This is a genomic window from Mesorhizobium sp. WSM4832 (genome assembly GCF_055811115.1).
Map to the genome: position 1 here is coordinate 109,976 of NZ_JBVVQH010000019.1, position 24,364 is coordinate 134,339.

At 64.1% G+C, this 24,364-nt stretch carries 20 protein-coding genes and 1 pseudogene; 10 read left to right on the top strand and 11 right to left on the bottom strand.

What is annotated here, in order from left to right; genetic code table 11:
- Positions 1-7: 7 nt before the first annotated feature.
- From atpA to AC0L2L_RS24700, 3 genes are all read right to left on the bottom strand, one after another.
- The gene (gene atpA, locus AC0L2L_RS24690; RefSeq protein ID WP_473581932.1) at positions 8-1,537 is read right to left on the bottom strand and encodes a F0F1 ATP synthase subunit alpha; all 1,530 of its coding nucleotides are present in this window, start codon (positions 1,535-1,537) and stop codon (positions 8-10) included.
- Positions 1,537-2,097, bottom strand: coding sequence for a F0F1 ATP synthase subunit delta (locus AC0L2L_RS24695; protein ID WP_473581933.1), 561 nt, complete (start codon positions 2,095-2,097; stop codon positions 1,537-1,539). The genes atpA and AC0L2L_RS24695 overlap by 1 nt, the downstream gene beginning before the upstream one ends.
- Positions 2,098-2,447: 350 nt before the next feature.
- Positions 2,448-2,843, bottom strand: coding sequence for an AGROH133_08824 family phage infection protein (locus tag AC0L2L_RS24700; protein WP_473581935.1), 396 nt, complete (start codon positions 2,841-2,843; stop codon positions 2,448-2,450).
- Between the two features lie 204 nt (positions 2,844-3,047).
- On the opposite strand from AC0L2L_RS24700, the gene AC0L2L_RS24705 reads away from it, so the two are divergent.
- Entirely contained in the window at positions 3,048-3,290 is a 243-nt protein-coding gene (locus AC0L2L_RS24705) for a type II toxin-antitoxin system Phd/YefM family antitoxin (protein ID WP_473581937.1), read from the top strand.
- Positions 3,287-3,742, top strand: coding sequence for a PIN domain-containing protein (locus AC0L2L_RS24710; protein WP_473581939.1), 456 nt, complete (start codon positions 3,287-3,289; stop codon positions 3,740-3,742). Before AC0L2L_RS24705 ends, AC0L2L_RS24710 begins: the two co-directional genes overlap by 4 nt.
- Before the next feature lie 11 nt (positions 3,743-3,753).
- Here AC0L2L_RS24710 and AC0L2L_RS24715 read toward each other — a convergent pair whose 3' ends face one another.
- Positions 3,754-5,937 (bottom strand): primosomal protein N', encoded by a 2,184-nt coding sequence (locus AC0L2L_RS24715; protein ID WP_473581941.1) that lies wholly within the window; start codon positions 5,935-5,937, stop codon positions 3,754-3,756.
- A gap of 90 nt (positions 5,938-6,027) precedes the next feature.
- On the opposite strand from AC0L2L_RS24715, the gene fsa reads away from it, so the two are divergent.
- Positions 6,028-6,684, top strand: a complete 657-nt coding sequence (gene fsa / locus AC0L2L_RS24720) for a fructose-6-phosphate aldolase (RefSeq protein ID WP_473581943.1) — start codon at positions 6,028-6,030, stop codon at positions 6,682-6,684.
- Between the two features lie 331 nt (positions 6,685-7,015).
- Here fsa and lptE read toward each other — a convergent pair whose 3' ends face one another.
- The gene (gene lptE, locus AC0L2L_RS24725) at positions 7,016-7,597 is read right to left on the bottom strand and encodes an LPS assembly lipoprotein LptE (protein WP_473581945.1); all 582 of its coding nucleotides are present in this window, start codon (positions 7,595-7,597) and stop codon (positions 7,016-7,018) included.
- Positions 7,584-10,226 (bottom strand): leucine--tRNA ligase, encoded by a 2,643-nt coding sequence (gene leuS / locus AC0L2L_RS24730; protein ID WP_473581947.1) that lies wholly within the window; start codon positions 10,224-10,226, stop codon positions 7,584-7,586. Before leuS ends, lptE begins: the two co-directional genes overlap by 14 nt.
- Positions 10,227-10,373: 147 nt before the next feature.
- Here leuS and AC0L2L_RS24735 point away from each other — a divergent pair, with 147 nt between their 5' ends.
- The 3 genes from AC0L2L_RS24735 to AC0L2L_RS24745 all read left to right on the top strand — a co-directional run bounded on the left by AC0L2L_RS24735 (position 10,374) and on the right by AC0L2L_RS24745 (position 12,769).
- The gene (locus AC0L2L_RS24735) at positions 10,374-11,039 is read left to right on the top strand and encodes a YggS family pyridoxal phosphate-dependent enzyme (protein ID WP_473581949.1); all 666 of its coding nucleotides are present in this window, start codon (positions 10,374-10,376) and stop codon (positions 11,037-11,039) included.
- A gap of 134 nt (positions 11,040-11,173) precedes the next feature.
- Positions 11,174-11,578, top strand: coding sequence for a hypothetical protein (locus tag AC0L2L_RS24740; RefSeq protein WP_473581951.1), 405 nt, complete (start codon positions 11,174-11,176; stop codon positions 11,576-11,578).
- Positions 11,579-11,719: 141 nt separating this feature from the next.
- Positions 11,720-12,769, top strand: a complete 1,050-nt coding sequence (locus AC0L2L_RS24745) for an aldo/keto reductase (protein ID WP_473581953.1) — start codon at positions 11,720-11,722, stop codon at positions 12,767-12,769.
- A gap of 65 nt (positions 12,770-12,834) precedes the next feature.
- Here AC0L2L_RS24745 and AC0L2L_RS24750 read toward each other — a convergent pair whose 3' ends face one another.
- The gene (locus AC0L2L_RS24750) at positions 12,835-13,740 is read right to left on the bottom strand and encodes a LysR family transcriptional regulator (protein WP_473581955.1); all 906 of its coding nucleotides are present in this window, start codon (positions 13,738-13,740) and stop codon (positions 12,835-12,837) included.
- 116 nt (positions 13,741-13,856) lie between these two features.
- Between AC0L2L_RS24750 and AC0L2L_RS24755 the strand changes: the two genes are divergently transcribed.
- Together AC0L2L_RS24755 and AC0L2L_RS24760 are read left to right on the top strand one after the other, a co-directional pair.
- The gene (locus tag AC0L2L_RS24755; RefSeq protein ID WP_473581956.1) at positions 13,857-15,044 is read left to right on the top strand and encodes an MFS transporter; all 1,188 of its coding nucleotides are present in this window, start codon (positions 13,857-13,859) and stop codon (positions 15,042-15,044) included.
- Between the two features lie 39 nt (positions 15,045-15,083).
- The gene (locus AC0L2L_RS24760; RefSeq protein ID WP_473581958.1) at positions 15,084-16,118 is read left to right on the top strand and encodes an aldo/keto reductase; all 1,035 of its coding nucleotides are present in this window, start codon (positions 15,084-15,086) and stop codon (positions 16,116-16,118) included.
- A 322-nt stretch (positions 16,119-16,440) separates the two neighbouring features.
- Here the strand turns inward: AC0L2L_RS24760 and AC0L2L_RS24765 are convergent, their stop codons facing one another.
- The gene (locus AC0L2L_RS24765; RefSeq protein WP_473581959.1) at positions 16,441-16,713 is read right to left on the bottom strand and encodes an usg protein; all 273 of its coding nucleotides are present in this window, start codon (positions 16,711-16,713) and stop codon (positions 16,441-16,443) included.
- Positions 16,714-17,018: 305 nt separating this feature from the next.
- On the opposite strand from AC0L2L_RS24765, the gene acs reads away from it, so the two are divergent.
- Together acs and AC0L2L_RS24775 are read left to right on the top strand one after the other, a co-directional pair.
- Entirely contained in the window at positions 17,019-18,974 is a 1,956-nt protein-coding gene (acs, locus tag AC0L2L_RS24770; protein ID WP_473581961.1) for an acetate--CoA ligase, read from the top strand.
- Positions 18,974-19,738 carry an MOSC domain-containing protein gene (locus AC0L2L_RS24775; protein ID WP_473581962.1) on the top strand — a complete coding sequence of 255 codons (765 nt, stop codon included), beginning with the start codon at positions 18,974-18,976 and terminating at the stop codon, positions 19,736-19,738. The genes acs and AC0L2L_RS24775 overlap by 1 nt, the downstream gene beginning before the upstream one ends.
- A gap of 275 nt (positions 19,739-20,013) precedes the next feature.
- Here the strand turns inward: AC0L2L_RS24775 and AC0L2L_RS24780 are convergent.
- The 3 genes and pseudogenes from AC0L2L_RS24780 to AC0L2L_RS24790 all read right to left on the bottom strand — a co-directional run bounded on the left by AC0L2L_RS24780 (position 20,014) and on the right by AC0L2L_RS24790 (position 24,217).
- A pseudogene (locus AC0L2L_RS24780) lies at positions 20,014-21,284 on the bottom strand (class I SAM-dependent methyltransferase).
- 405 nt (positions 21,285-21,689) lie between these two features.
- On the bottom strand, positions 21,690-23,051 hold the full coding sequence (locus tag AC0L2L_RS24785; protein WP_473581964.1) for a TadE/TadG family type IV pilus assembly protein: 1,362 nt from the start codon (positions 23,049-23,051) through the stop codon (positions 21,690-21,692).
- 296 nt (positions 23,052-23,347) lie between these two features.
- Positions 23,348-24,217 carry a transglutaminase-like domain-containing protein gene (locus AC0L2L_RS24790; protein WP_473581967.1) on the bottom strand — a complete coding sequence of 290 codons (870 nt, stop codon included), beginning with the start codon at positions 24,215-24,217 and terminating at the stop codon, positions 23,348-23,350.
- Positions 24,218-24,364: the final 147 nt, after the last annotated feature.

Consider the following 24,364-nt stretch of genomic DNA (forward strand, 5'->3'; position numbering starts at 1 on the left):
ACTTCGTTCAAGCGAAGGTCTTGGCGAAGGCGTCGATCTCGGCCTTGAGCTTGGCGCGCAAATCGTCCGACAGCGCCTTCTCCTTGCGGATGCCGTCGAGCACGTCCTTGCCGGCCGAGCGCATGTGGCTGAGCAGGCCATGCTCGAACTTGCCGACCTGGTTGAGCTGCAGCTTGTCGAGGTAGCCGTTGACGCCGGCGAAGATCACCGCAACCTGCTCCTCGACCTTGAGCGGCGAGAACTGCGGCTGCTTCAAGAGTTCCGTCAAGCGCGAGCCGCGATTCAACAGGCGCTGCGTCGCGGCGTCGAGATCGGAGCCGAACTGCGCGAAGGCCGCCATTTCGCGGTACTGCGCAAGCTCGCCCTTGATCGAGCCGGCGACCTGCTTCATCGCCTTGATCTGCGCCGAGGAACCGACGCGCGATACCGACAGGCCGACATTGACCGCCGGGCGGACACCCTGGAAGAACAGGTTGGTTTCCAGGAAGATCTGGCCGTCGGTGATCGAGATCACGTTGGTCGGAATGTAGGCCGACACGTCGTTGGCCTGGGTCTCGATGATCGGCAGCGCGGTCAGCGAGCCGCCGCCATTGTCGTCATTGAGCTTGGCGGCCCGCTCCAGCAGGCGCGAATGCAGGTAGAAGACGTCGCCCGGATAGGCTTCGCGGCCCGGCGGACGGCGCAGCAAGAGCGACATCTGGCGATAGGCGACCGCCTGCTTCGACAGGTCGTCATAGGAAATCAGCGCATGCATGCCGTTGTCGCGGAAGTACTCGCCCATGGTGCACGCCGTGAACGGCGCCAGGAACTGCATCGGCGCCGGATCGGAGGCGGTGGCGGCAACGATGATGGAGTAGTCGAGCGCGCCGCGCTCTTCCAGCACCTTCACGAACTGCGCGACGGTCGAGCGCTTCTGGCCGACGGCGACGTAGACGCAGTAGAGCTTCTCCTTCTCCGGGCCGTTGTCGTGCACCGACTTCTGGTTCAGCATCGTGTCGAGGATGATGGCGGTCTTGCCGGTCTGGCGGTCGCCGATGACCAGTTCGCGCTGGCCGCGGCCGACCGGGATCAGCGCATCGATGGCCTTGAGGCCCGTCGACATCGGCTCGTTCACCGACTTGCGCGGGATGATGCCGGGCGCCTTGACGTCGACGCGCTTGCGTTCGGTGGCCTTGATCGGGCCCTTGCCGTCGATCGGGTTGCCGAGGGCGTCGACGACGCGGCCGAGCAGGCCCATGCCGACAGGCGCGTCGACGATGGCGCCGGTGCGCTTGACGGTATCGCCTTCCTTGATGTCGCGGTCGGCACCGAAGATGACGACGCCGACATTGTCGGCTTCGAGGTTCAGCGCCATGCCGCGGATGCCGCCGGGGAATTCGACCATCTCGCCGGCCTGGACATTGTCGAGGCCGTAGACGCGGGCGATGCCGTCACCGACGGACAGAACCTGGCCGACTTCGGAGACCTCGGCCTCCTTGCCGAAATTCTTGATCTGGTCTTTCAGAATTGCGGAAATTTCCGCGGCGCGGATGTCCATCAGCCGACCTCTTTCAGTGCAAGCTTGAGCGAATTGAGTTTGGTTTTGAGCGACGTATCGATCTGGCGCGAGCCCATCTTGACGATCAGGCCGCCGAGCAGCGACGGATCGACGGTCATGGCGATGGCCACGTCCTTGCCGGCGATGCCCGTCAGCGCCGCCTTGAGTTCAGTCTGCTGCGCGGCCGTCAGCGCATGCGCCGAAGTGACTTCGGCGGATGCCTCGCCGCGATGGTCGGCAGCGATCTGGCGGAACGCCTTGATCATGCCGGGCACCGCGAACAGGCGGCGGTTCTTGGCCACTACGCGCAGGAAATTGCCGACCAGGCCGGTGATCTTGGCCTTGTCGGCGATGGCAGCGATGGCCCTTGCCTGGTCCTCGCTGGAAAACACCGGGCTGTTGATCAGCCGCGAAAGATCGTCGCTGCCATTGAGCATCGCCTCGAAGCTGGCGAGGTCGGCCTCGACCTTGGCGACCGAATTGTCCTGCAGCGCGAGCTCGAACAGCGAACCCGCATAGCGCTCTGCGACAGCTGAGATTGGCGATGACGATTGGGCCACGGACCGTCTTTTCTCTTGTCTGACAGGCCGCAGATTGTTGGCGCGAGCGAAAACTCTGGCTAAATCTTTGACCTTACTGCATTTTTCCAAGCACGGAGGCGCGGCTTCCGCTATCCCCGGTCGAAAGTCGATTGCCGTCTAGCACAGGCTTTTTAAGACCGCAATGCATCGTCCGGCATGCTTTTCAGGCACTTTTGTCGCATCAGGCGAAGAAGACCAACCCTAAGCGCAGGATTAATGCATGTCGCCCAAAAGTGCCCAGCGGTTTTGGGCGAACGACATGCATCAAAACAACGACCTGAAGCGCGTCGCTTGGATCCGTTTCAACGCGACGCGCTTTAGTCACGAATTCACGGCACGAAGCCGAAGGCAAAGGCCAGCGGCAACGCCGCCAGCGCCAATTCAACCACGATGGAAGCCCAGTTGAAAGGGGTGTTGGCTCCGTCCGACATCATCGACAAGAGCCGGCCGAACGCAGTGAACAGCCAGGAGAAGCCCAACGCCATGTAAAGCAGCGGCTGCGCCAAAAGGATGCAGCACAGGCTGACGCCGAGATAAAAGCCCGACATGCGGCCGCGTCCCTCGGCGATCGCCGCCGCTTTCTCCGGCCTTGGCTGCAGGCGCAGCACGCGAAAGGCAAGCCCCGGCGCCAGAAATAGAATGAGGCCGAGCGCCAAGGTCACGACGGCGCTTGACCAGGCCAGCCACTCGCCCTGGCTGGCGGGCCACGGAAACGCGAATTCCATCTTTCCCCTCGTAAATTCTTGTTTTGAAATTGCCGGCATTCTAGCCGAGGAAAATCCGGACGCCAGATGGCCGCCGGTACTTTAGAAAGAGCGCATCGAGGCATCAGGAGAGCGTCGATGAGGCCGAGGGTTTTCTTAAACGGGGTTGTTCCCTTCCTCAGCAAATCCTATATTATGACCACATGAGACCACAAGGAGGTTGCGGTGAAAACGATGCAGGTTCGGGAAGCCAAGGCAGGGTTCTCGGCGCTCGTCGAAGCCGCCGAGAACGGAGAGCCCACCGTCATCACGAAGCACGGTAAGCCAGCAGCAGCTGTCGTTTCGGTCGAGGACTTGCAAAAGCTTTATCCGGTCAAGCGTCGAAACTTTGGAGAGTTCCTTCTGACCTATCCGGGGGGGATCGAGCTTGAAAGGAACGAGTCACCGTCGCGGGACGTCGACCTTTGAGCGGCTATCTTATCGATACCTCCATCTTATCGGCATTCGCGCCTGGAAAGCCGCCGCTTGCAAAAGACATCGCCACCTGGATCCTGACGGAAGGCGCAAAGCAAACACTCTTCGTGCCGGTTATTGCGATCACCGAAATCGAGAAGGGCATATGCAAGCTGGCTCGCGCCGGGGCCGCAAAGCGCGCTGAGGGTCTTGCTGTTTGGCTCAACGAAACTATCGAAGACTTTGCGGATCAAATTCTAGAGGTCAATTCTGATATAGCGCGAAGGGCGGGTCAAATGGAGGAAGCGGCCTCCGCGCAAGGAAAGAATCCGGGTCTGGCGGACATATTGATCGCGGCTACGGCGGCAGCCAACGAACTCACTGTGATAACGGCAAACCTCAGGCATTTTGAGGCGCTTGGCGTCTGGTGCTGGAATATTCTGCAAGACCCGCCGGGCCCCGAGTAGCCACCCTATTCTTACAAGAAACTTTGCGGATCGATGTCGACCTGAACCCGCACCGAGCCGCGCAGCTTCGGCCCATCGGCCAGCATGGCGCGGATGAAGCCCTGGATGTCGGCGCGCCGCTCGCCCTGCACCAGCAGGCGGAAGCGGTGGCGGCCTCCGATCAGCGACAGCGGCGCCTCGGCCGGGCCGAGCACGAAGAGATCGGAGGCCGCCGGCGCCGCGCGCCTTAAGGCCCGCGCATGGCTTTCCGCCTCGCCCCGCGTAGCGGCGCTGATGATGATGCCGGCGAGCCGGCCGAAGGGCGGCAGCGCAGCGCGTTCCCGCTCGTTGATCTCGCGCTCGTAAAAAGCTTCCGAATCGCCCGATACGATCGCCCGCATCACCGGATGGTCGGGCTGATAGGTCTGTAAGAGACCGAGGCTCTTCTTGCCGGTGCGGCCCGCGCGCCCCGTCACCTGGCTGAGCAGTTGGAAGGTGCGCTCGGCCGCGCGCGGATCGCCATTTGCAAGCCCGAGATCGGCGTCGACCACGCCGACCAATGTCATGCCTGGGAAGTTGTGTCCCTTTGCCACCAGTTGCGTGCCGATGACGATGTCGGCCTCGCCATTGGCGACGGCCTCAAGCTCGAGTCGAAGCCGACGCACGCCGCCCAGGAGGTCCGAGGAAAGCACGATGGTGCGGGCATCCGGAAAATGCCCGACCACTTCCTCGGCGATGCGCTCGACGCCCGGTCCGCAGGCGACGAGGTGATCGAGCGTGCCGCATTCCGGGCAGGCTTCCGGCCGCCGTTCATTGTGGCCGCAATGATGGCAGACGAGCTGGCCGCGAAAGCGATGCTCGACCAGCCAGGCCGAGCAGACCGGGCAGCCGAAGCGGTGGCCGCAGACGCGGCACAGCGTCAGCGGCGCATAGCCGCGCCGGTTGAGGAAGAGCAGCGACTGCTCTTTTCTCTCCAGCGTGCGCTGCATCTGTTCCACCAGGACCGGCGACAGGAAGCCGCCGCGCGCCGGCGGCGAGCGCCGCATGTCGATCGACTTCAGGTCGGGTAGCGCGGCGTCGGCGAAACGCGACGACAGCACGGCCCGCTCGTAGCGGCCCTGGCTGGCGTTGACCCGGCTTTCCACCGACGGCGTCGCCGAGGCGAGCACGACCGGGAAGCCGCCGATATGGCCGCGCACCACCGCCATGTCGCGCGCGTTGTAGAAGACGCGGTCCTCCTGCTTGTAGGCAGGGTCGTGCTCTTCGTCGACGACGATCAGACCGAGTTCCTTGAAAGGCAGGAACAGCGCCGAGCGTGCGCCGGCGACGACGCGCACGCCGCCTTCGGCCACCTGCCGCCAGACGCGTTCGCGCATCCGGGGCGGCAGGTCGGAATGCCATTCCGCCGGCTTGGCGCCGAACCGGTCCTGGAAGCGTTCGAGGAAGGCATGGGTGAGCGCGATCTCCGGCAAAAGGATCAGCACCTGCCTGCCCTTGTCGAGCGCCGCCGCCACCGCCTCGAAATAGACTTCCGTCTTGCCCGATCCGGTAATGCCGTCGAGCAGGGTGACGTTGAAGGCATCGGCGGCAATCGCCGCGCGCAGTTTTTCGGCGGCGGTCCTCTGGTCGGGCATCAGCTCCGGCACGGCATGATCGGGGTCTGGCGGCGCCACCACCGGTCTCGGCGGGATCATCACCGTCTCGAACACGCCCTGAGCGCGCAGCCCGTCGATGACGGTGGAGGATACGCCCGCCGCATGCGCCAGCCCCGAGCGCGTCCAGGCCAGCCCACCTTCCGCCGTCTCCAGCACGCGCCGCCGCGCGTCGGTCAACCGATCCGGTTCGGCCAGTGTGCGCTGCAGCCCTTCGATCCAGGGTTCCGGATCGAAAGCCTCCGGCGCGCGCAGCAGCATGCGCGCAACCATGCCGGGGGCCGACAATGTGTATTGCGCGATCCAGTCGACGAAGCGGCGCATCGCCCTGTCGATCGGCGGGCAGTCGAACACCTCCTCGATCGGTCGCAATTTCCTTGGATCGACGGTTTCGACGGCGCCGTCCCAGACGATGCCCGCGACCTGGCGCGGCCCCAGCGGCACGCGCACGATCGAGCCCGGCACCACGCGCATGCCGGGCGGCACGGCATAGGTGTAGGGCCGTTCGGCCGGCATCGGCACCAGCACGGGCGCGGCTGCGACAAAGGGCGAATCTTCCATCATCAGGCGTGACCTTGCCCCGACTTTGCTCTAGATCAAAGAGGACCCTCTTATGTGCCTGGCGGGCGCCAGGCGATCCCCAAGGAGACAGCCATGAAGTTTTTTGTCGACACCGCTGACATCAAGGAAATTAAGGAGCTGCACGATCTGGGGCTGCTGGATGGCGTCACCACCAACCCGTCGCTGATCCTGAAATCGGGCGGCAAGATTTCCGAAGTCACCAAGCAGATCTGCGATATCGTCGAAGGCCCGGTCTCGGCCGAGGTCGTGGCGACCGAGTTCAAGGATATGATGGCCGAGGCCGAGGTGCTGGCCAAGATCGCGCCGAACGTCTGCATCAAGGTGCCGCTGACGCTGGACGGCCTGAAGGCATGCAAGACCATCCGCACCGAGATGAACCGCATGGTCAACGTCACGCTCTGCTTCTCGGCCAACCAGGCATTGCTCGCCGCCAAGGCCGGCGCCTCCTTCATCTCGCCCTTCGTCGGCCGCATCGACGACACCGGCTCGGACGGCATGGAGCTGATCCAGGAGATCCGGCAGATCTACGAAAATTACGATTTCCAGACCGAGATCCTTGTCGCTTCGGTACGTACGGTGAACCACGTCAAGCAGGCCGCGCTCATCGGCGCCGACGTCATCACGGCGCCGCCGGCGACGCTGAAGGCGCTGGTCAATCATCCGCTGACCGACAAGGGCCTCGTCGCCTTCCTCGCCGATTGGGCCAAGACCGGCCAGAAGATCAGCTGACGCCGGTCACTCGTCAGAAACAGAAAAAGGCCGGGTAACCGGCCTTTTTCTTGGCAGAGTGCCATGCCTTGGCAGGTCGCATACCTTGGAGATTGGCCGAAAACGGCCCAGCCTCGTCATCCACGGGCGGAGCAAGGAGCGAAGCGACGCGCGCAGACCCGAGGATCCATTCCGTGACCTCCAAGCGCCGGTGCGGTGCAGAATTCTGCTCCGCTGCGCCCTTCGATCAAGGTAACGGCATGGATTCCAGGGTCTCCGCGACGGAGCTGCGCTCCTGCTTCGCCCTGGAATGACGAGGTTGGGGAGGGTTCAGCCAATCCCCGGCGAGGAACTAGGCTTTTCTGCCGTGCTTGGCCAAGTCCTGGGCGACCGAAAGCCGCAGCAGGTCGGCCAATTCGCGCGCGGCGCGGTTCTCGGCGTCGATCTGCGCCCGGTAGGCCGCGTATTCCTGGCGCGGCCGGTCGAAGGACGATGGTATCGAGCGCTTGCCGACGGCAATCACGGTGTTGGTCGCGGTATCGCGCAACACGTAATTGGCGGTCAGCGTGACCGTGCCCGCTGTCGGCTCGTCTTCCTGGGTCTGCACCTGCACGATGGCTGCCGATTCGACCAGCTCGGCGACGCCGAGATCGAGCGTGTAGGCCGGCGCGGCGGGTTCGCCCGAGCCTTGCCCGAAGGCGAAGATCAGATTGTTGCGCACCTGTTGCCCGTAGCGGGTGCCGACCGGCTTGATCGAGATCGAGGCGAGCTCGGCGGACGCGCTGAGCTGCAATCCGGGCGACAGCGGCTGGTTGGAATAGAGCGGCCGCACGGTGCAGGCCGAGACCAGCGCCAGCGCGGCGACCATGCCGCAAACCGCCACGCGGCCGCGCGGGCGGGCCGCTTGTGACTTCACCGGATCAGGCAACGACATTGACGATCCTCTGCGGCACGATGATCACCTTGCGCGGAGCCTTACCTTCCAGTGCTTTTTGCACGAAGTCGAGGGCCAGCACCGCTTTTTCGACGGCACCTTGATCCGCGTCGCGGGCAATTGTCAAATCCCCGCGCTTCTTGCCGTTGACCTGCACCGGCAGCACGATCTCGTTGTCGACGACCAGCGCCGGATCAAAGACCGGCCAGGGCCGCTCGGCGACCATCTCGGCGCCGCCCAGCGCCTGCCAGCATTCCTCCGCCAGGTGCGGCATGGCCGGCGCGATGATCTGCACCATGATTTCCACAGCCTCGCGGCAGGCGCCCTTCAGCGCGGCGTCGGCCTTGCCTTCGGCAACGTCGTTGAGCGGGCTCGCCAGCACATTGGCGAGCTCGTAGATGCGGGCGATCGCACGGTTGAAACCGAGCTTCTCGATGTCCTCGCCAACCGCCTTCAGGATCTTGTGCGCGGCCTTGGAAACGGCACCCGCCTCGCCATCCTTGGCTGCCGCGGGCTTCACGCCGGGAAGCTGCTCGGCCGCGATCTGCACCAGGCGCCAGACGCGCTGCACGAAGCGATGCGCGCCGGCGGCACCTTCGTCGGTCCATTCGACGTCGCGCTCCGGCGGCGAGTCCGACAGCATAAACCAGCGCGCGGTATCGGCGCCGTAGCCGTCGGTGATCTCTTCCGGGCTCACCGTGTTCTTCTTCGACTTCGACATCTTCTCGAGCGCGCCGATCGTCGCCTCCTCGCCGGTGGCGATCTCGACGGCATGGCGCTTGCCGTCGATGTCCTCGAGCCTGACCTCGCTCGGCGACAGCCAGCGCCCATTGTTGGACGGGCCGCCGACACGGTAGGTCTCGTGCACCACCATGCCTTGCGTGAACAGGCCCTTGAACGGCTCCGCCAGATTGAGATGACCTGTCTCGCGCATGGCGCGGGTGAAGAAGCGCGAATAGAGCAGGTGCAGGATCGCGTGCTCGATGCCGCCGATATACTGGTCGACCGCCAGCCATTCGTCGGCCGCTTTCGGCTCGGTCGGCTCGTTGGCCCACGGCGCGGTGAAGCGCGCGAAATACCACGACGAATCGACGAAGGTGTCCATTGTGTCGGTCTCGCGCCGCGCGTCGCGTCCGCATTGCGGGCATTTCACATGCCGCCAGGTCGGATGGCGGTCGAGCGGATTGCCCGGACGGTCGAACTCGATGTCGTCGGGCAGCTTCACCGGCAGGTCGGCCTTCGGCACCGGCACCACGCCGCAGGCTTCGCAATGGATCATCGGGATCGGGCAGCCCCAGTAGCGCTGGCGCGAAATGCCCCAGTCGCGAAGGCGGAAATTCACCTTGCGCTCCGCCATCGGCCGGCCGCCGATCGTTCTTTCTTCCAGAAGCTTCGCCACTTCGTTGAAGGCCTTCTCGGGCTTCATGCCGTCGAGGAAGCGCGAATTGATCATCACGCCGTCGTCGACATAGGCCTCCTCGATGATCTGGAAGGTTTTTGCGTCGGCGTCCTCCGGCATCACCACCGGGATCACCGGCAGGCCGTATTTGTTGGCGAAGTCGAGGTCGCGCTGGTCGCCCGACGGGCAGCCGAAAATGGCGCCGGTGCCATATTCCATCAGCACGAAATTGGCGACATAGACCGGCAGCGTCCAGGTCTCGTCGAACGGATGTACGACGCGGATGCCGGTGTCGAAACCCTTCTTCTCGGCCGTCTCCAGCGCGGCCACCGAGGTGCCCATGTGGCGGACCTCCTCGATGAACTTCGCCAGCTCGACATTGCTTTCGGCGGCCTTCCTGGCCAGCGGGTGGTCGGCCGCGACCGCCATGAAGGAAGCGCCGAAGATGGTGTCGGGCCGGGTCGTGTAGACTTCCAGCTCACGGGTGTCGCCACCAATCTTGTCAGAACTTGCCGCGGCCAGCGGCCATCGGATCAGCAGCCCTTCCGAGCGGCCGATCCAGTTGTGCTGCATCAGCTTGACCTTCTCCGGCCACTCATCGAGCCGGTCGAGCGAGTCCAGCAGATCCTGCGCAAACTCGGTGATCTTGAAGAACCACTGCGTCAGCTCGCGCTGCTCGACCAGCGCGCCCGAGCGCCAGCCGCGGCCGTCGATGACCTGCTCGTTGGCGAGCACGGTCATGTCCTCCGGATCCCAGTTGACCTTGGAGGATTTGCGCGTCACCAGCCCCTTCTCGACGAAGTCGAGGAACAGCATCTGCTGGCGGTGGTAGTAGTCGACGTCGCAGGTGGCGAACTCGCGCGCCCAGTCGAGCGACAGGCCCATCATCTTGAGCTGCTCGCGCATGACGGCGATGTTTTCGTAGGTCCAGTCCTTGGGGTGGACCTTGTTCTGCATGGCGGCGTTTTCGGCCGGCATGCCGAAAGCATCCCAGCCCATCGGGTGCAGCACGTTGAAGCCCTTGGCGCGCTTGTAGCGCGCCACCACGTCGCCCATCGTGTAGTTGCGGGTGTGGCCGATATGGATCTTGCCCGACGGATACGGGAACATCTCCAGCACGTAGTATTTCGGCTTCGGGTCGTCGTTCTGAGCTTCGAACAGCTTCTTTTCGGCCCAGGCCTTCTGCCATTTGGGCTCTGACGTGCGCGGATTGTAACGTTCGGTTGCCATCGGATGTTTTTCACTTAAAAGCTGGCACAAGGCGCCGGACATGGCCGGCAGCCTGGGAAATGTCGTCGCGGTGTTCACCATGGATTGCCGGACCCGTCAACTGCGGCGAGCCGGCCCGGCCACGAAAACTATAGGCAGGATATAGGCATGACGAGCGCCGTAGAGCAGCTTCACGCGGTCAAGGCAAAGATCGCAGGCGCCGAACGCGAGGCCAAACGCGAGCCCGGCGCCGTCACGCTGGTCGCGGTGTCAAAAACCTTCGCGGCAGACGATATCCGCCCGGTCGTCGAGGCAGGCCAGCGCGTCTTTGGCGAGAACCGGGTGCAGGAAGCGCAGGGCAAATGGCCGGCGCTGAAGCAGGCATTCCCCGATCTGGAGCTGCATCTGATCGGCCCGCTGCAGTCCAACAAGGCCAAGGAAGCGGTGGCGCTGTTCGATGTCATCGAGACCGTAGACCGCGAGAAGATCGCCGCCGAGCTCGCCAAGGAGATCGCCAGGCAGGGCCGGGCGCTGAAGCTCTATGTTCAGGTCAACACAGGCTCCGAGCCGCAGAAGGCCGGCATCGAGCCGCGCGAGGCGGTTCGATTCGTCGAACGCTGCCGCGACGTGCACGGCCTCGCCATAGAAGGCCTGATGTGCATCCCACCGGCCGATGAAAACCCCGGCCCGCATTTCGCGCTGCTGGAGAAGATCGCGCGCGAAGCGGGCGTCGCGAAACTCTCTATGGGCATGTCCGGCGACTACGAAACCGCCATCGCTTTCGGCGCGACCAGCGTCAGGGTCGGCTCGGCGATCTTCGGCAGCCGAACATAGAAGGCTTCAACGAAGCGTAAGCACTCTTTTCCCTGAGGCGGGCGCGTCATCCCACCGCATTGTCGTGCAGGAGCTTCGCGTTAGCTGCGGGCGTAGAAACGAGCGAGCGGCTCCTCAAGCCAAAGGAGGCCTCTATGACCGTCCCATGCCACGATCAGCATATCTCACAGAACCGGCAAGTCTCCCGCGGGCTGCACCGATGGGTCTATTTCGCCATGGTGGGGCTTGCGGTCTGCTATGCGCTCTCTGCCTGGGTCGGCTTCGCTGGCAGCGGCTATGATGATTACCTGCTTTTCGTCGTGACCGGATTCATCGTGATGTCGGTGGCGCTGCCGGCCATCGCCGGCCGTGTCTGGCGCCATCACCGAATTGGCGCTTCTGGCAGAACCAAGGCTTTTCCCGATTGGATGGCCGGCGAATTCGACACTGGCGACCGCCCGGTGAAGGCCAGCACGGCGACGATCGAGATCCTGCTGCCGCTGGCGGCCGTCGCCTTCGGCATGATGGCATTTGCGATCCTCGCAATGGTTGAAAGCTGAGCGATCCGGCCGCGGGCTCGTTGTCACGATCCCGTTACCGACCCTGCCAAAGTCGCCAATAGTGTTTCGCCGGAGCTTGAAACGAAACGGCCCGTTCCTATTTGCCTCGTGTCATTCAGTCTTTCTCCTGGGGATATCCACATGCGTTACAACCAGCTTGGTAATACCGGCCTGTTCGTTTCCGAACTCTGCCTCGGCACCATGACCTTCGGCGCCGCCGGCGAGAACGCCCAATGGGGCCTGATCGCCAGCCTCGACCAGAAAGGCGTCAACGAGATCGTCGGCCGCTCGATTGCCGCCGGTGTCAATTTCTTCGACACGGCGGACGTCTATTCCTTCGGCCAGTCGGAGCAACTGCTGGGGCAGTCGCTCAGGGACCTCGGCGTCAAGCGTTCGGACGTCGTCATCGCCACCAAGGTGCATGGCGCCATGGGCAACGGGCCGAACGAGCGCGGTTCCTCGCGCGGCCATATCATGGATTCGGTCGACGGTAGCCTGAAGCGGCTGCAGCTCGACCATATCGACCTCTACCAGTTGCACGGCACCGACACGGTGACGCCGATCGACGAGACACTGCGGGCGCTCGACGATCTCATCGCCAGCGGCAAGGTGCGCTATGTCGGCGTCTCCAACTGGCAGGCCTGGCGCATAGCCAAGGCGCTGGGCGTCGCCGAGCGCAGGGGCTTTGCCCGTTTCGAGACCATCCAGTCCTATTACTCGATCGCCGGCCGCGATCTCGAGCGCGAGATCGTGCCGCTCATCAACGAAGAGAAGCTTGGCCTGATGGTCTGGTCGCCGATGGCCGGCGGCCTGCTCTCCGGTAAATACGGCCCCGGCGCGCCCGGCAATGGCGAGGGCCGCCGCGCTTCCTTCAACTTCCCGCCGGTCAATGAGGATCGTGCGTGGGCGGCCGTCGCCGTCATGCGCGAGGTCGCGAAGAAACACGATGTCAGCGTCGCCACCGTGGCGCTGGGCTATGTGCTCGCAAAACCTTTTGTCATGAGCGTCCTCATCGGCGCCAGCCGCATGGACCAGCTCGAACAGAACCTCGCCGCGACCGGTCTGGAGCTCGATGCCGACGACCTTGGCAGACTCGACGAGGTGAGCGCGCTGCCTGCCGAATATCCCGGCTGGATGCTGGAGCGGCAGGACGCCGGCCGGCGTCCGGCGCCATTCGTGCCGAAGGCGTAATCCGTCTTCGCAAGCAAGCCGACCCCCTTCGACGGCCGCTCGTCCCTGGACGCGCGGCTTTTCTTTCAAATACGAACCGTCTCCGCGAGGAAATCGAGAAAGGCGCGCACCCGGGCCGGCAGATGCTTGCCCTGGCCGACATAGACGGCATGCGTCTGCTCCTCATCGCCCGGATTGAACTCTTCCAGCAGCAGCACAAGCCGCCCGGCGGCGATGTCGGGCTCGACATGCCAGCGTGCCAGCCTTGCGATGCCTGCGCCCGCCAATGCCGTCAGCCGCATCGCCTCGCCGTCGCTCACCGTCGAATTGCCGACGATCGGAACCATGATCGGCGCGCCTTCCGCATCCATGAATGGCAGGCCGTCGATATGCCGCACGAAGCCGAAGGCGAGCAGATTGTGGCTGGTCAATTCGGCCGGCGTCCGTGGCGTGCCGCGCGCTTCGAGATAGGCGGGCGCGGCGACGACCACCATCCGGCTCTGGCCGAGCTTGCGCGCCACCAGCCGTGACTCGCGCAGCGGGCCGGCGCGGATCGCAACGTCGGCACGCTCCTCCATCAGGTCGATGACGCTGTCGGTCAGCACCGCCTCGACGGAGATTTCCGGGTAGCGCTCGAGGAAGCGCGGCAACAGCGGCATCAGCCGGTGCTGGCCGAACGGCACATAGGAATTGACCCTGAGCCTGCCGCGCGGCGCCGCACCCGCCGCGGCTTCCCGTTCGGCCGCGTCGAGATCGGCGAGGATGCGCATGCCGCTGTCGTAAAAGGCGGTTCCCTCGGGTGTCAGTTGCAGCCGGCGTGTCGAGCGGCTGACAAGCCGCGCGCCAAGCCGCGCCTCCAGCCGCGCGATCAGCTTGCTCACCGCCGACGGCGTCATGCGCAACGCCCGCGCCGCTGCCGAGAAGCTGCCCGCCTCGACGACGCGGACGAACACTTCGATCTCGCCGGAGCGGTTGATTTCGGGCCTCGCCATTCGTGAATCTATTTCACAGAAAATATGCCTGGTGCAAGGCTGGTTCACAGCCAGGCGGATCACGATCTTCCGGGTCGCGGGACCGAAACGCCCGTCAGCACCAACGGACGATCGCCATGCCTCTTGCTCTTTATGCCCTCACCGCCGGCGCCTTCGGCATCGGTGTCACCGAATTCGTCATCATGGGTCTGCTGCTCGATGTCAGCGCCGATCTCGGCGTCTCGATCTCGGCGGCGGGCCTGCTCATTTCCGGCTATGCGCTGGGCGTCGTCGTCGGCGCGCCGTTGCTTGGCGCGCTGACCGGCCGCCTGCCGCGCAAGACCTTGCTGCTCGCCCTGATGGTGGTCTTCACCGTCGGCAACCTCGCCTGCGCGCTGGCGCCCGACTACTGGACTTTGATGGCCGCGCGTGTGCTCACCGCTTTCGCTCACGCCTCCTTCTTCGGTGTCGGCTCGGTCGTCGCCACCGGCCTTGTCGCGCCCAACAGGAAGGCCTCGGCCATCGCCCTGATGTTCACCGGCCTCACCGTCGCCAACATCCTCGGCGTGCCGTTCGGGACCTGGCTTGGCCAGGCCTATGGCTGGCGCTCGGCTTTCCTTGCCGTCACGCTGGTCGGCGTCATCGCCTTTGCCGTGATCGCGCTGCTGGTGCCGCGCGACGAGCCCTCCGCGGCGAACGAGGAGCAGAGCTCCGAAGGCACGCTCGCCGTGCTCGGCCGCCGGCCGGTGCTGCTCGGCCTTTTGACCACCGTGCTGAGCTGGGTCGGCGTCTTTGCCGCCTTCACCTATCTGGCGCCGATCCTCACCCGCGTCAGCGGCTTTTCCGAGGGAGCCGTGTCACCGATCCTGCTCGTCTTCGGCGGCGGGCTGGTCGCCGGCAATCTGCTTGGCGGACGCCTTGCCGACCGCCACCTGGTGCCGACGGTCATCGGCACGCTGGTCGCGCTGTCGGCGGTGCTGTTCGTCATGACCGCGGCGATCCATCAGCCCATCGCCGCGATCGTAGCCGTCGGCCTGCTTGGCGCTGCCGCCTTCGCCACCGTCGCGCCGCTGCAGATGTGGGTGCTGGAGAAGGCCAAGGGCGCCGGCCAGGGCCTCGCCTCGTCTTTCAACATCGCCGCCTTCAATCTCGGCAACGCCATCGGCGCCTGGCTCGGCGGCTTCGTCATCGACCACGGCCCCGGCCTCGGCGCCGTCCCCCTAGTCGCCGGCCTGGTGCCGCTCGCCGCGCTCGCCGTGGTGCTCATGGCGCTGCGTCTCGAACGCGGCCGCTCGATCGGCAAGCCGGTCACGGCGCAGTGCTGACCGGCTGAATTCCGCCTTCGACATCCCAAGGAGAAGATCATGGAATATAGACGTCTCGGCGCGTCCGGCCTGAAAGTACCGGCACTTTCCTTCGGCGCCGGAACTTTCGGCGGCTCCGGCCCGCTGTTCGGCCATTGGGGCAACAGCGACGCGAAGGAAGCGCGCCGCCTTGTCGACATCTGCCTGGAAGCGGGCGTCAATCTGTTCGACACGGCCGACGTCTATTCCAACGGCGCCTCGGAGGAGGTGCTTGGCGAGGCGATCAAAGGCCGCCGCGACGCAGTGCTGATCTCGACCAAGACCGCGCTGCCGATGGGCGACGGGCCGGCCGACTGGGGCTCGTCCCGTTCGCGGCTGATCCGCTCCGTCGACGCGGCGCTGAAGCGCCTTGGTACCGACTATATCGACCTCTTGCAGCTTCACGCCTTCGATGCCTCGACGCCGATCGAGGAAGTGCTGTCGACGCTGGATGACCTCGTGCGCTCAGGCAAGTTGCGCTATGTCGGCGTCTCCAATTTCTCCGGCTGGCAGGTGATGAAGTCGCTCGGCCTTGCCGAAAGGCACGGCTACACGCGCTATGTCGCGCATCAGGTCTATTATTCGCTGGTCGGCCGCGACTATGAGTGGGAACTGATGCCGCTCGGCCTCGACCAGGGCGTCGGTGCGCTGGTCTGGAGCCCGCTCGGCTGGGGCCGGCTGACCGGCAAGATCCGCCGCGGACAACCCTTGCCGGAAAACAGCCGGCTGCACGGCACCGCCAATTTCGGCCCGCCGGTCGAGGACGAGCATCTTTTCAGGGTGGTCGACGCGCTGGAAGCGGTCGCCGCCGAGACCGGCAAGACCGTGCCGCAGGTCGCCATCAATTGGCTCCTGCGGCGGCCGACCGTGTCGTCGGTGATCATCGGCGCCCGCAACGAGGAGCAGCTGCGCCAGAACCTCGGCGCCGTCGGCTGGGCGTTGACGCCGGAGCAGATCAAGGCGCTCGATGATGCAAGCGAAGTGACCGCGCCCTACCCGTATTTCCCCTATCGACGCCAGGAAGGTTTCGCCCGGCTCAATCCACCGGCGGTGTGACGGTCGCGACCGTCCCTATCAAGGCGATCATGAACATTTGGATTGGCTGCAGCCTCCGAGCTTCGTCATCCACGGGCGAAGCAGCCGCGAAGCGGCGTCGCGAAGACCCGAGGATCCATTCCGTTACCTTGATCGTAGAGCGCGGCGGAGCAGAATTCTGGACCGTAGTAACGCTTCGGAGTCCCGGCATGGATCCTCGGGTCTGCGCCGCGTCGCTACGCTCCTTGCTCCGCCCGTGGATGACGAAGCGATGGACGTTTCCGCCAATCGCCAAGGCATGCGATCCGTTACGCAGGCAGTTCGTACAAACCGTGCCGAGGAACTAGTGCACCAAAAACTCCCCATCGACCTTGTGCCACTCATTCGGCGCGATCAATTTCTGGTGCGTATAGGTGACCGAATGCAGCGGTCCGTCGAGCTTCGTCTTCCAGAACTCGATGAAGCGGATCAGCACCGGAAACGTCGGCGCGATGTCGTAGTCCTGCCAGATATAGCTTTGCAGCAAATGCGGGTGATCGGGGTAATGGTAGAGAATCTTGGCCGTGGTCAGCCCATAGCCTTTGAGCATCAGGTCCATTTCGGAATGGTCGTGCATCGCAGCCCCCTTAGGGTCGATCTCCTTTCCTCCCGATGTCGATTCTGCGCTTAGTTGCTTAACTGTCTATTGATTTTTGTTGATCCTTCCCGCCATTTCCTTCGACAAAACAGTTAGTTAGCAGCGACGTACGGCGAGTGCTGACAGTGGTTGGCGCTTGCCCCTGCGTCATCCCGCCGCGCGAATCCAACGTCTAATGTTGCCGTCACGGCGGAACTGTTAATAATGCCCGCGAATTCGCGGCCGCTTCGCCGCGATGCCGTCGGTCGTCAAGCCGGCGGAATGGTTCGGGAGGAAAGCAAGAAATGTCCGATGTGCATGTCCACCGCGTTCAGCCGGCGTGGAAGAAGAACGCGTTGATCGACAACGATACGTATCTCAAATGGTATGCCGACAGCGTCAAAAATCCGGACAAGTTCTGGGGCAAGCACGGCAAGCGCATCGACTGGTTCAAGCCCTTCACCAAGGTCAAGAATACCTCCTTCGACGGCAAGGTCTCGATCAAGTGGTTCGAGGACGGCCAGACCAATGTCTCCTGGAACTGCATCGACCGCCACCTGAAGAAGCGCGGCGACCAAACCGCCATCATCTGGGAAGGCGACAATCCCTATGATGACCGCAAGGTCACCTATAACGAGCTTTACGCGCATGTCTGCCGCTTCGCCAACGTGCTGAAGAAGCATGGCGTCAAGAAGGGCGACCGCGTTACCATCTACATGCCGATGATCCCGGAAACGGCCTACGCGATGCTAGCCTGCACGCGCATCGGCGCAATCCATTCGGTGGTGTTCGGCGGCTTCTCGCCCGACGCGCTGGCCGGCCGCATCGACGACTGCAAGTCGACCATCGTCATCACCGCCGACGAGGGCCTGCGCGGCGGCAAGCCGATCCCGCTCAAGGACAACACCGACAAGGCGGTCGACATCGCCGCCAGGGCCGGCACCAAGGTCGAGAAGGTGGTGGTCGTGCGCCGCACCGGCGGCAAGGTCCACTGGGTTCCAGGGCGCGACGTCTGGTACCACGACGAGGCGGCGACCGTTAAGGCCGACTGCAAGCCGGAGAAGATGAAGGCGGAGGACCCGCTGTTCATCCTCTACACCTCGGGCTCGACCGGCAAGCCGAAGGGCGTGCTGCACACCACCGCCGGCTATCTCGTCTATGTCTCGATGACGCACCAATATGTCTTCGATTACCATGACGGCGACATCTACTGGTGCACCGCCGATGTCGGCTGGGTCACCGGCCACAGCTATATCGTCTATGGCCCCTTGGCCAACGGCGCCACGACGCTGATGTTCGAAGGCGTGCCGAACTATCCCTCGCAGCCGCGCTTCTGGGAAGTGATCGACAAGCACAAGGTCAACATCTTCTACACCGCGCCGACGGCGCTGCGCGCGCTGATGGGCGCCGGCGACAGCCATGTGAAGAAGACCTCGCGCAAGTCCCTGCGCGTGCTCGGTACGGTCGGCGAGCCGATCAATCCGGAAGCCTGGGAGTGGTATTACAACGTCGTCGGCAACGCCAAGGTGCCGATCGTCGACACCTGGTGGCAGACCGAGACCGGCGGCATCCTGATCACGCCGCTGCCCGGCGCCACCGACCTCAAGGCCGGCTCCGCCACGCGCCCCTTCTTCGGCGTCCAGCCGCAGCTGGTCGACGGCGACGGCAAGGTGCTGGAAGGCGCCGCCGACGGCAATCTCTGCATCACCGATTCCTGGCCCGGCCAGATGCGCACCGTCTATGGCGACCATGAGCGTTTCGTGCAGACCTATTTCTCGACCTACAAGGGCAAGTACTTCACCGGCGACGGCTGCCGCCGCGATGCTGACGGCTATTACTGGATCACCGGCCGCGTCGACGATGTCATCAACGTCTCCGGCCACCGCATGGGAACGGCCGAGGTGGAATCGGCGCTGGTCAGCCATGACAAGGTCTCCGAGGCCGCCGTCGTCGGCTACCCGCACGACATCAAGGGGCAAGGTATCTACTGCTATGTCACGCTGATGGCCGGCACCGCGTCCAGCGAGGATCTGCGCAAGGAGCTGGTCTCGCACGTCCGTAAGGAGATCGGCGCCATCGCCACGCCCGACAAGATCCAGTTCGCGCCCGGCCTGCCGAAAACCCGTTCCGGCAAGATCATGCGGCGCATCCTGCGCAAGATCGCCGAGGATGACTACGGCGCGCTCGGCGACACCTCGACGCTGGCCGATCCGGCCGTCGTCGACGACCTCGTCGCCAACCGGCAGAACAAGAAGGGTTGATGACCGGCCAAGCGACACTCGGCACCGTCAGCCAGCTCTGGCGCTACCCGGCGAGCTCGCTCGCCGGCGAGCGGCTTGACGCCATCTCGGTCGGGCAGAAGACCATCGACGGCGACCGGCTGTTCGGACTGGTCGACGCCTCCGACGGCGAGATCGCCCGGCCCGACCGCGAGCCCAGATGGCACAAGGTGCCGCTGATCCGCACCCGGCTGAGCGAGGCCCCGATGAGCAAGGAATGGCGGCTCGAAGTGGCCGTGCCCGACGGCGATTGGCAGCCGGCGCCCGGTCAAGACAGCGACCGCGCCGTATCCGCCTTTCTCGGCTTCGAGGCCTCGATCCGGCCGTTCGGCACGCAGAACACGGCACCCTCCTATGCCGGCCCGCTGACCGAGGCCCGCTATGCCAAGGCGCCGATCCATCTGCTCACCACCGCCTCGCTGGCCAGGCTGAAGGCGCTGCATCCTGAGGGCACACCCGACCCGCGCCGCTTCCGCCCTAACATCGTCGTCGACATGGACCCGGTCGAAGGCGCCTTTCCGGAGACGGAATGGATCGGCAGGAAACTCGCGGTCGGCGATCTGCTGCTCACCGTCTCGGAACCCTGCCGCCGCTGCGGCTTCACCATCATCGCCCAGGACGGCTTCGACACCGATCCCGGCATCCTGCGCAACCTGGTGCGCCACAACGCGCACAATCTCGGCGTCTATTGCACGGTGGACCGGCCGGCGCACGTCGAGATCGGCGCGCCGATGCGGTTGGTGTAGACCTTCGATCGGAGGTTGGCCCTTTCATCGGGGCACCTTGGGGATTGGCCGAAAACCTTCGCGCCTTCGTCATCCTAGGGCGGAGCAAGGAGCGAAGCGACGCGCGCAGACCCTAGGATCCATGCCGTGACGCTAAGGCGTTGCAACGGTTACAGAATTCTACTCCGTAGCACCCTCCGGCAAAGGTCACGGAATGGATCCTCGGGTCAAGCCCGAGGATGACGAAGGCGCGGGTGGCAACATCCTCCAAAGTCGACCGCGACCGGTCGCACAAGTCACTCCCGATACAAATCCGCCCGTGTCGGAGGCAGGCCGCTCGGCCCCCTCGCCCGCTTGGTTGCGACCGTCTGGAAGACTTGCGCCGAGGCCCGCTCGAAAGTGATCGAGCAGCCGGTGAGATAAAGCAGCCAGAGCCGCGCCTTCGCCTCGCCCACTTCGGCGATCGCCTCGTCGAAACGTGCCTGCAGGCGCTCGGCCCACAGGCGGCAGGTGCGCGCATAGTGCTCGCGCAGATTCTCCACGTCGTAGACGAGGAAGCCGTGCGCCTCGAGATTGCCGAGCGTCATGCCGATCGTGTCGAGCTCGCCGCCGGGAAAGATGTATTTGATCAGCGCCTTGTACTCCGGCCCCTTGCGCAAGGTCTTCCTGATGTCACCCTTGCTGCGCCTGGTGATGGCGTGATGCAGATAGATGCCGCCGGGCTTCAGCAGGCGGTGGACGGTCGAGAAATAGGCCGCGTGGTTGGCAAGCCCGAGATGCTCGAACATGCCGATCGACGAGATCTTGTCGAACGAGCCGGAGAGCTCGGCATAGGACTTGATGTCGATAGTGATGCGGTCCTCCAGCCCCTCGGCCCGGATACGCTCGCGGGCGAGCTCGGTCTGGGCCTGCGACAGCGAAACGCCATGGCCGACGACGCCGTAATTCTTCGCCGCATGGATCAGCATCGCGCCCCAGCCGCAGCCGATGTCGAGCAGCCGGTCCCCCGGCTTCAGCCTGAGCTTGCGGCAGATATGGTCGAGCTTGTCCTTCTGCGCCTGATCGATGCCGTTGGCGAAATCCGTGAAATAGCCGCAGCTGTAAACCATGCGCTCGTCGAGGAAGAGCCGGTAGAAGGCGTTCGAGATGTCATAGTGCGCTGGATCGCTTCCTGGCTCGAACCGCTGACATAAGGGTTGCGGCCGGAAAGATCGCCGCGCGCCGTCATTTGTTTCCGCGACAACAGCACCGCCGGCAGGTCGCGCAGGATCGCCAGCTTCGGCAGGGATTTGAGCTTCGTCTTGAGCTTGCCTTGCGCGGGCAGCGCGTAGAAGTCGAACAGCGTCCCGTCCTCGATGTCGACCGTCTTGGATATCCACATCTCGATGAGCGTCGAGAAGGCTGGCCGGCGCACCAATTGCCAGACGATGTCCTGGTCGTTGATGGTGAGCACCGGGCCGGTGGCGGGACCGATCCGCTCGCCGGTCCACAGCCTGACCGCGAAACCCGGCTGCAGCGTCTCGATGACCGTTCGTACGATCCGCGCGGCTCTGTCGGCGGCGTCCATTCCCACCTCCCGGTACCCACCCCCTAGCGCCACTGTCGTCTACCGGCCTGTGGACCGCAATCCCGATCTGTTGCGCAAAAACACCGCGGGCGAAGGATTTCCCGCCTGAGGCATGGCCATTCCGTGGCGTCATCTTGTCTTTTGCCGCGACGCACCCCATCATCTGGATGTGTTCAACAAACCGAAAGGAGGTGATCCGATGTCGAGTGATTTCGTTTTCCATAACGTGAGCTCAGCGGATTGCACTTCCGGGAAGCAGTCTTCCCGTTAAGGCGCGAGACGCGCGGCAGGTAGCCCGGAGGGGCTGCCGCCAGAGCCGCGTCATGGACGGAAACACGGAAGGCCGCCGGCTTCGCAAGAAGCGGCGGCCTTTTCCTTTTGGCGTCGGCTTTCGATCAGTGGCCGCTATCTGGTCACCGTCAGATTGTCGATGTTGCGCACGATATCCTGGAAGGCCTGGTCGAGCTCGCTGCCGTTGGCCGCCTGGTAGAAATGCTTGCTGGTGCCGGTATCGGGACTGGCGCAGGACTGCAGCGTCGACTTGGCGTTCTTCTCGGTGAGCGCAAAGCCGATGGTGAATATCTCTATGCCCTGGTCGCGCATCGCCGCGCAGAGCGTCGTTGCCGCGGTCCGCGTCTGCACCTTGCCGGCGTCGTTATAGACCTGATCCGGAGCGTTGGCGTCGAAATAGGACAGGTTGAATTCGCCGTCGGTCATCAGGATCACGTATTTCGCCACCTTCTTCGGATCCATTTTGGCCGGCCGCTGCGATGCCTTCATGACGCTGCCCCAGTTTTCCGAAAGCATGTACCACGCCCATTGCACGCCGATATGGCCGGCGGTGCCGCCGGAAGCATCAAGGTCCTTGATGACATTGTTCAGAGCCGACGCATCCGTGGTCAGCGGCTGTATTGTCGCGACGGGGCAGGCTCGTGTGTGGCTCGACCTAGCGAAGTCGGACAAATAGAGGTCCCGGTTGACCATGCTGACATCCGGACCCGCATCCGAATATTGATAGGCGCCCTTGCGCTCGGTGGCGCAATTGTCCGGCCGCGTCGACGCCGAGACATATTTCGGGTCGTCATTGCCCGGCGCCTGCTTGCGCTCGCTGGCCTTGGTCTCAACAAACACGGTGCTTGCGGCAAGCGAGCCGACATTGACCGAATTGGCATAAGGCACGATCGCCACCCGCATCCGTGGCCGGGAGGCGTTCTGGCCGTCGAGGAACGAACCGACCGCGTTGCCCGCCGCTGTCCTCAGGTCCTTGATCTTCTGGCCTGCCATCGAGCCGGTCACGTCGAGCATCATCGCCACCTCGACCGTCTTGTCCGAATAGAGCGCGGTGGTCGAAGACGTCACGCGTTGCATGTTGCCGATGCTGAACAGCGGGAAATAGAGACTGATATCGGTGTGCACATCCGCCTTCACGGTGCTGGCCGTCCTGTCGACGGTGAGTTTGTCCAGCACGATCCGGTTGGCCTGCAGGAGGCCTGCCGCGCTGTTGGCGTCGAGGAACGCCTGCACCGTCGTCTTGGCATCGGCCTCCTCGATGACGCCGAGAGTGAGATCGCGGGCCGTCGAGGTCACAGCGGCGTCGACGACGCCTTGCAAGCTCGACTTCGCATTGTAGAGCTGCGAGATATTGACCGCGAATCCCACCCCCAGCGCGAGGACCGATGCGGCAACTCCGAACAGAACCGCGAAATTGCCTTCGCGATTGCGGATAAAGCCGCCCACCCCACGAACGACACCTCTGAACTGCCGCATCCCTTCCGCCTCCACTGTCTGCCGCACCGTGCCGCTCGGCAAAGGCGCTGCAGGATTTCGGCCAGACCCGGCCGACGACCGCCGAAAGACACTTAACAGTCGGTTAATTCATTGTTTTTGCTGGTTTTCGGCGAATTTTTCGGTGAACGGGAAGTAAACGAAAATGCGCTGGCAGAGAGACGTTCACGAAGCGCTTACCATGACGCCGGCGGCTGTCGCGGGCGTTCCCGCTTCGGCACAAACGGGCTGTGCCGAAGCGGATCAGCGGGCCGGCATTACGTGAATATCAACAGACCCTACGCCAGCATCTGCGCGCTGGCCGTCCGGTCGACGCCATGGTGCGGGGGATTGAAGCGGTTGCCTTCCTGCTCGTAGGTCCAGACCTTGAACAAGGTGAGCCGGTGCAAACCGAAGCTGTGCAGGAGCGGCACGTCGGTGGCGTCGCGCCCGCGCGCTACGACGACGCGGCCGATGCGTGGCCGGTTGTGGCGCGGATCGAACGTGTACCACTTGCCGTCGAGGAAGACTTCCATCCAGGCCGAGAAGTCCATCGGCGCCGGATCGGCCGGCACACCGATGTCGCCGAGATAGCCGTTCACGTAACGCGCCGGAATGTTCATGCAGCGGCAAAGCGTTATCGCCAGATGCGCGAAATCGCGGCAGACGCCGACCCGTTCATCATGCGCCTGGGCCGCCGTGCGGGTGCCGCGCGCATAGCCGTAGCCGAAGGAAAGCCGGCTGTTGACGTAGCCGACGATGGCCTGGACGCGCCCCCAGCCGGGCGGCAGGTGGCCGAAGAGCTGCCACGCGATGTTGCTGAGGTGATCGGTCTCGCAGTAACGGCTGCCGAGCAGATAGACCAGCACGTCGTCTGGTAGTTCCGCGACCGGCGTTTCCCGCGCCAGCGCATTGACCGTATCGGTCTCGCCGCTGTCCTCGATTGCCGCATCGTAGAGGACCCGGAAACTTCCGGTGGGCGCTGTGAAACGACGGCAGATATTGCCGTGGCGGTCGCGATAGACCCGGGTCGGCACCGAGGGCGAGGTCAGGACCCGCGTCTGCCGCTTGATGTCGGCATGGCGGTCGGGATGGATGTCGAGAAGCGAGATGATCGGCGTCGCCGCCGCGCATTCGATGGCGATTTCATAGCCGAGCCGGATCAGCATCGAATTCCCCCCGTCATGATTTTGGAAAGACTTTCTGTTCAACGCCACGAAACCGAGGTTGTTCCCATGCCAGGTCGAAATGCCGGCATCTCGCCTTCTCAGCCGGTGCTGGCCGGTTTAAGCTGGAGCTTGCGTTTCGCCCTCCCC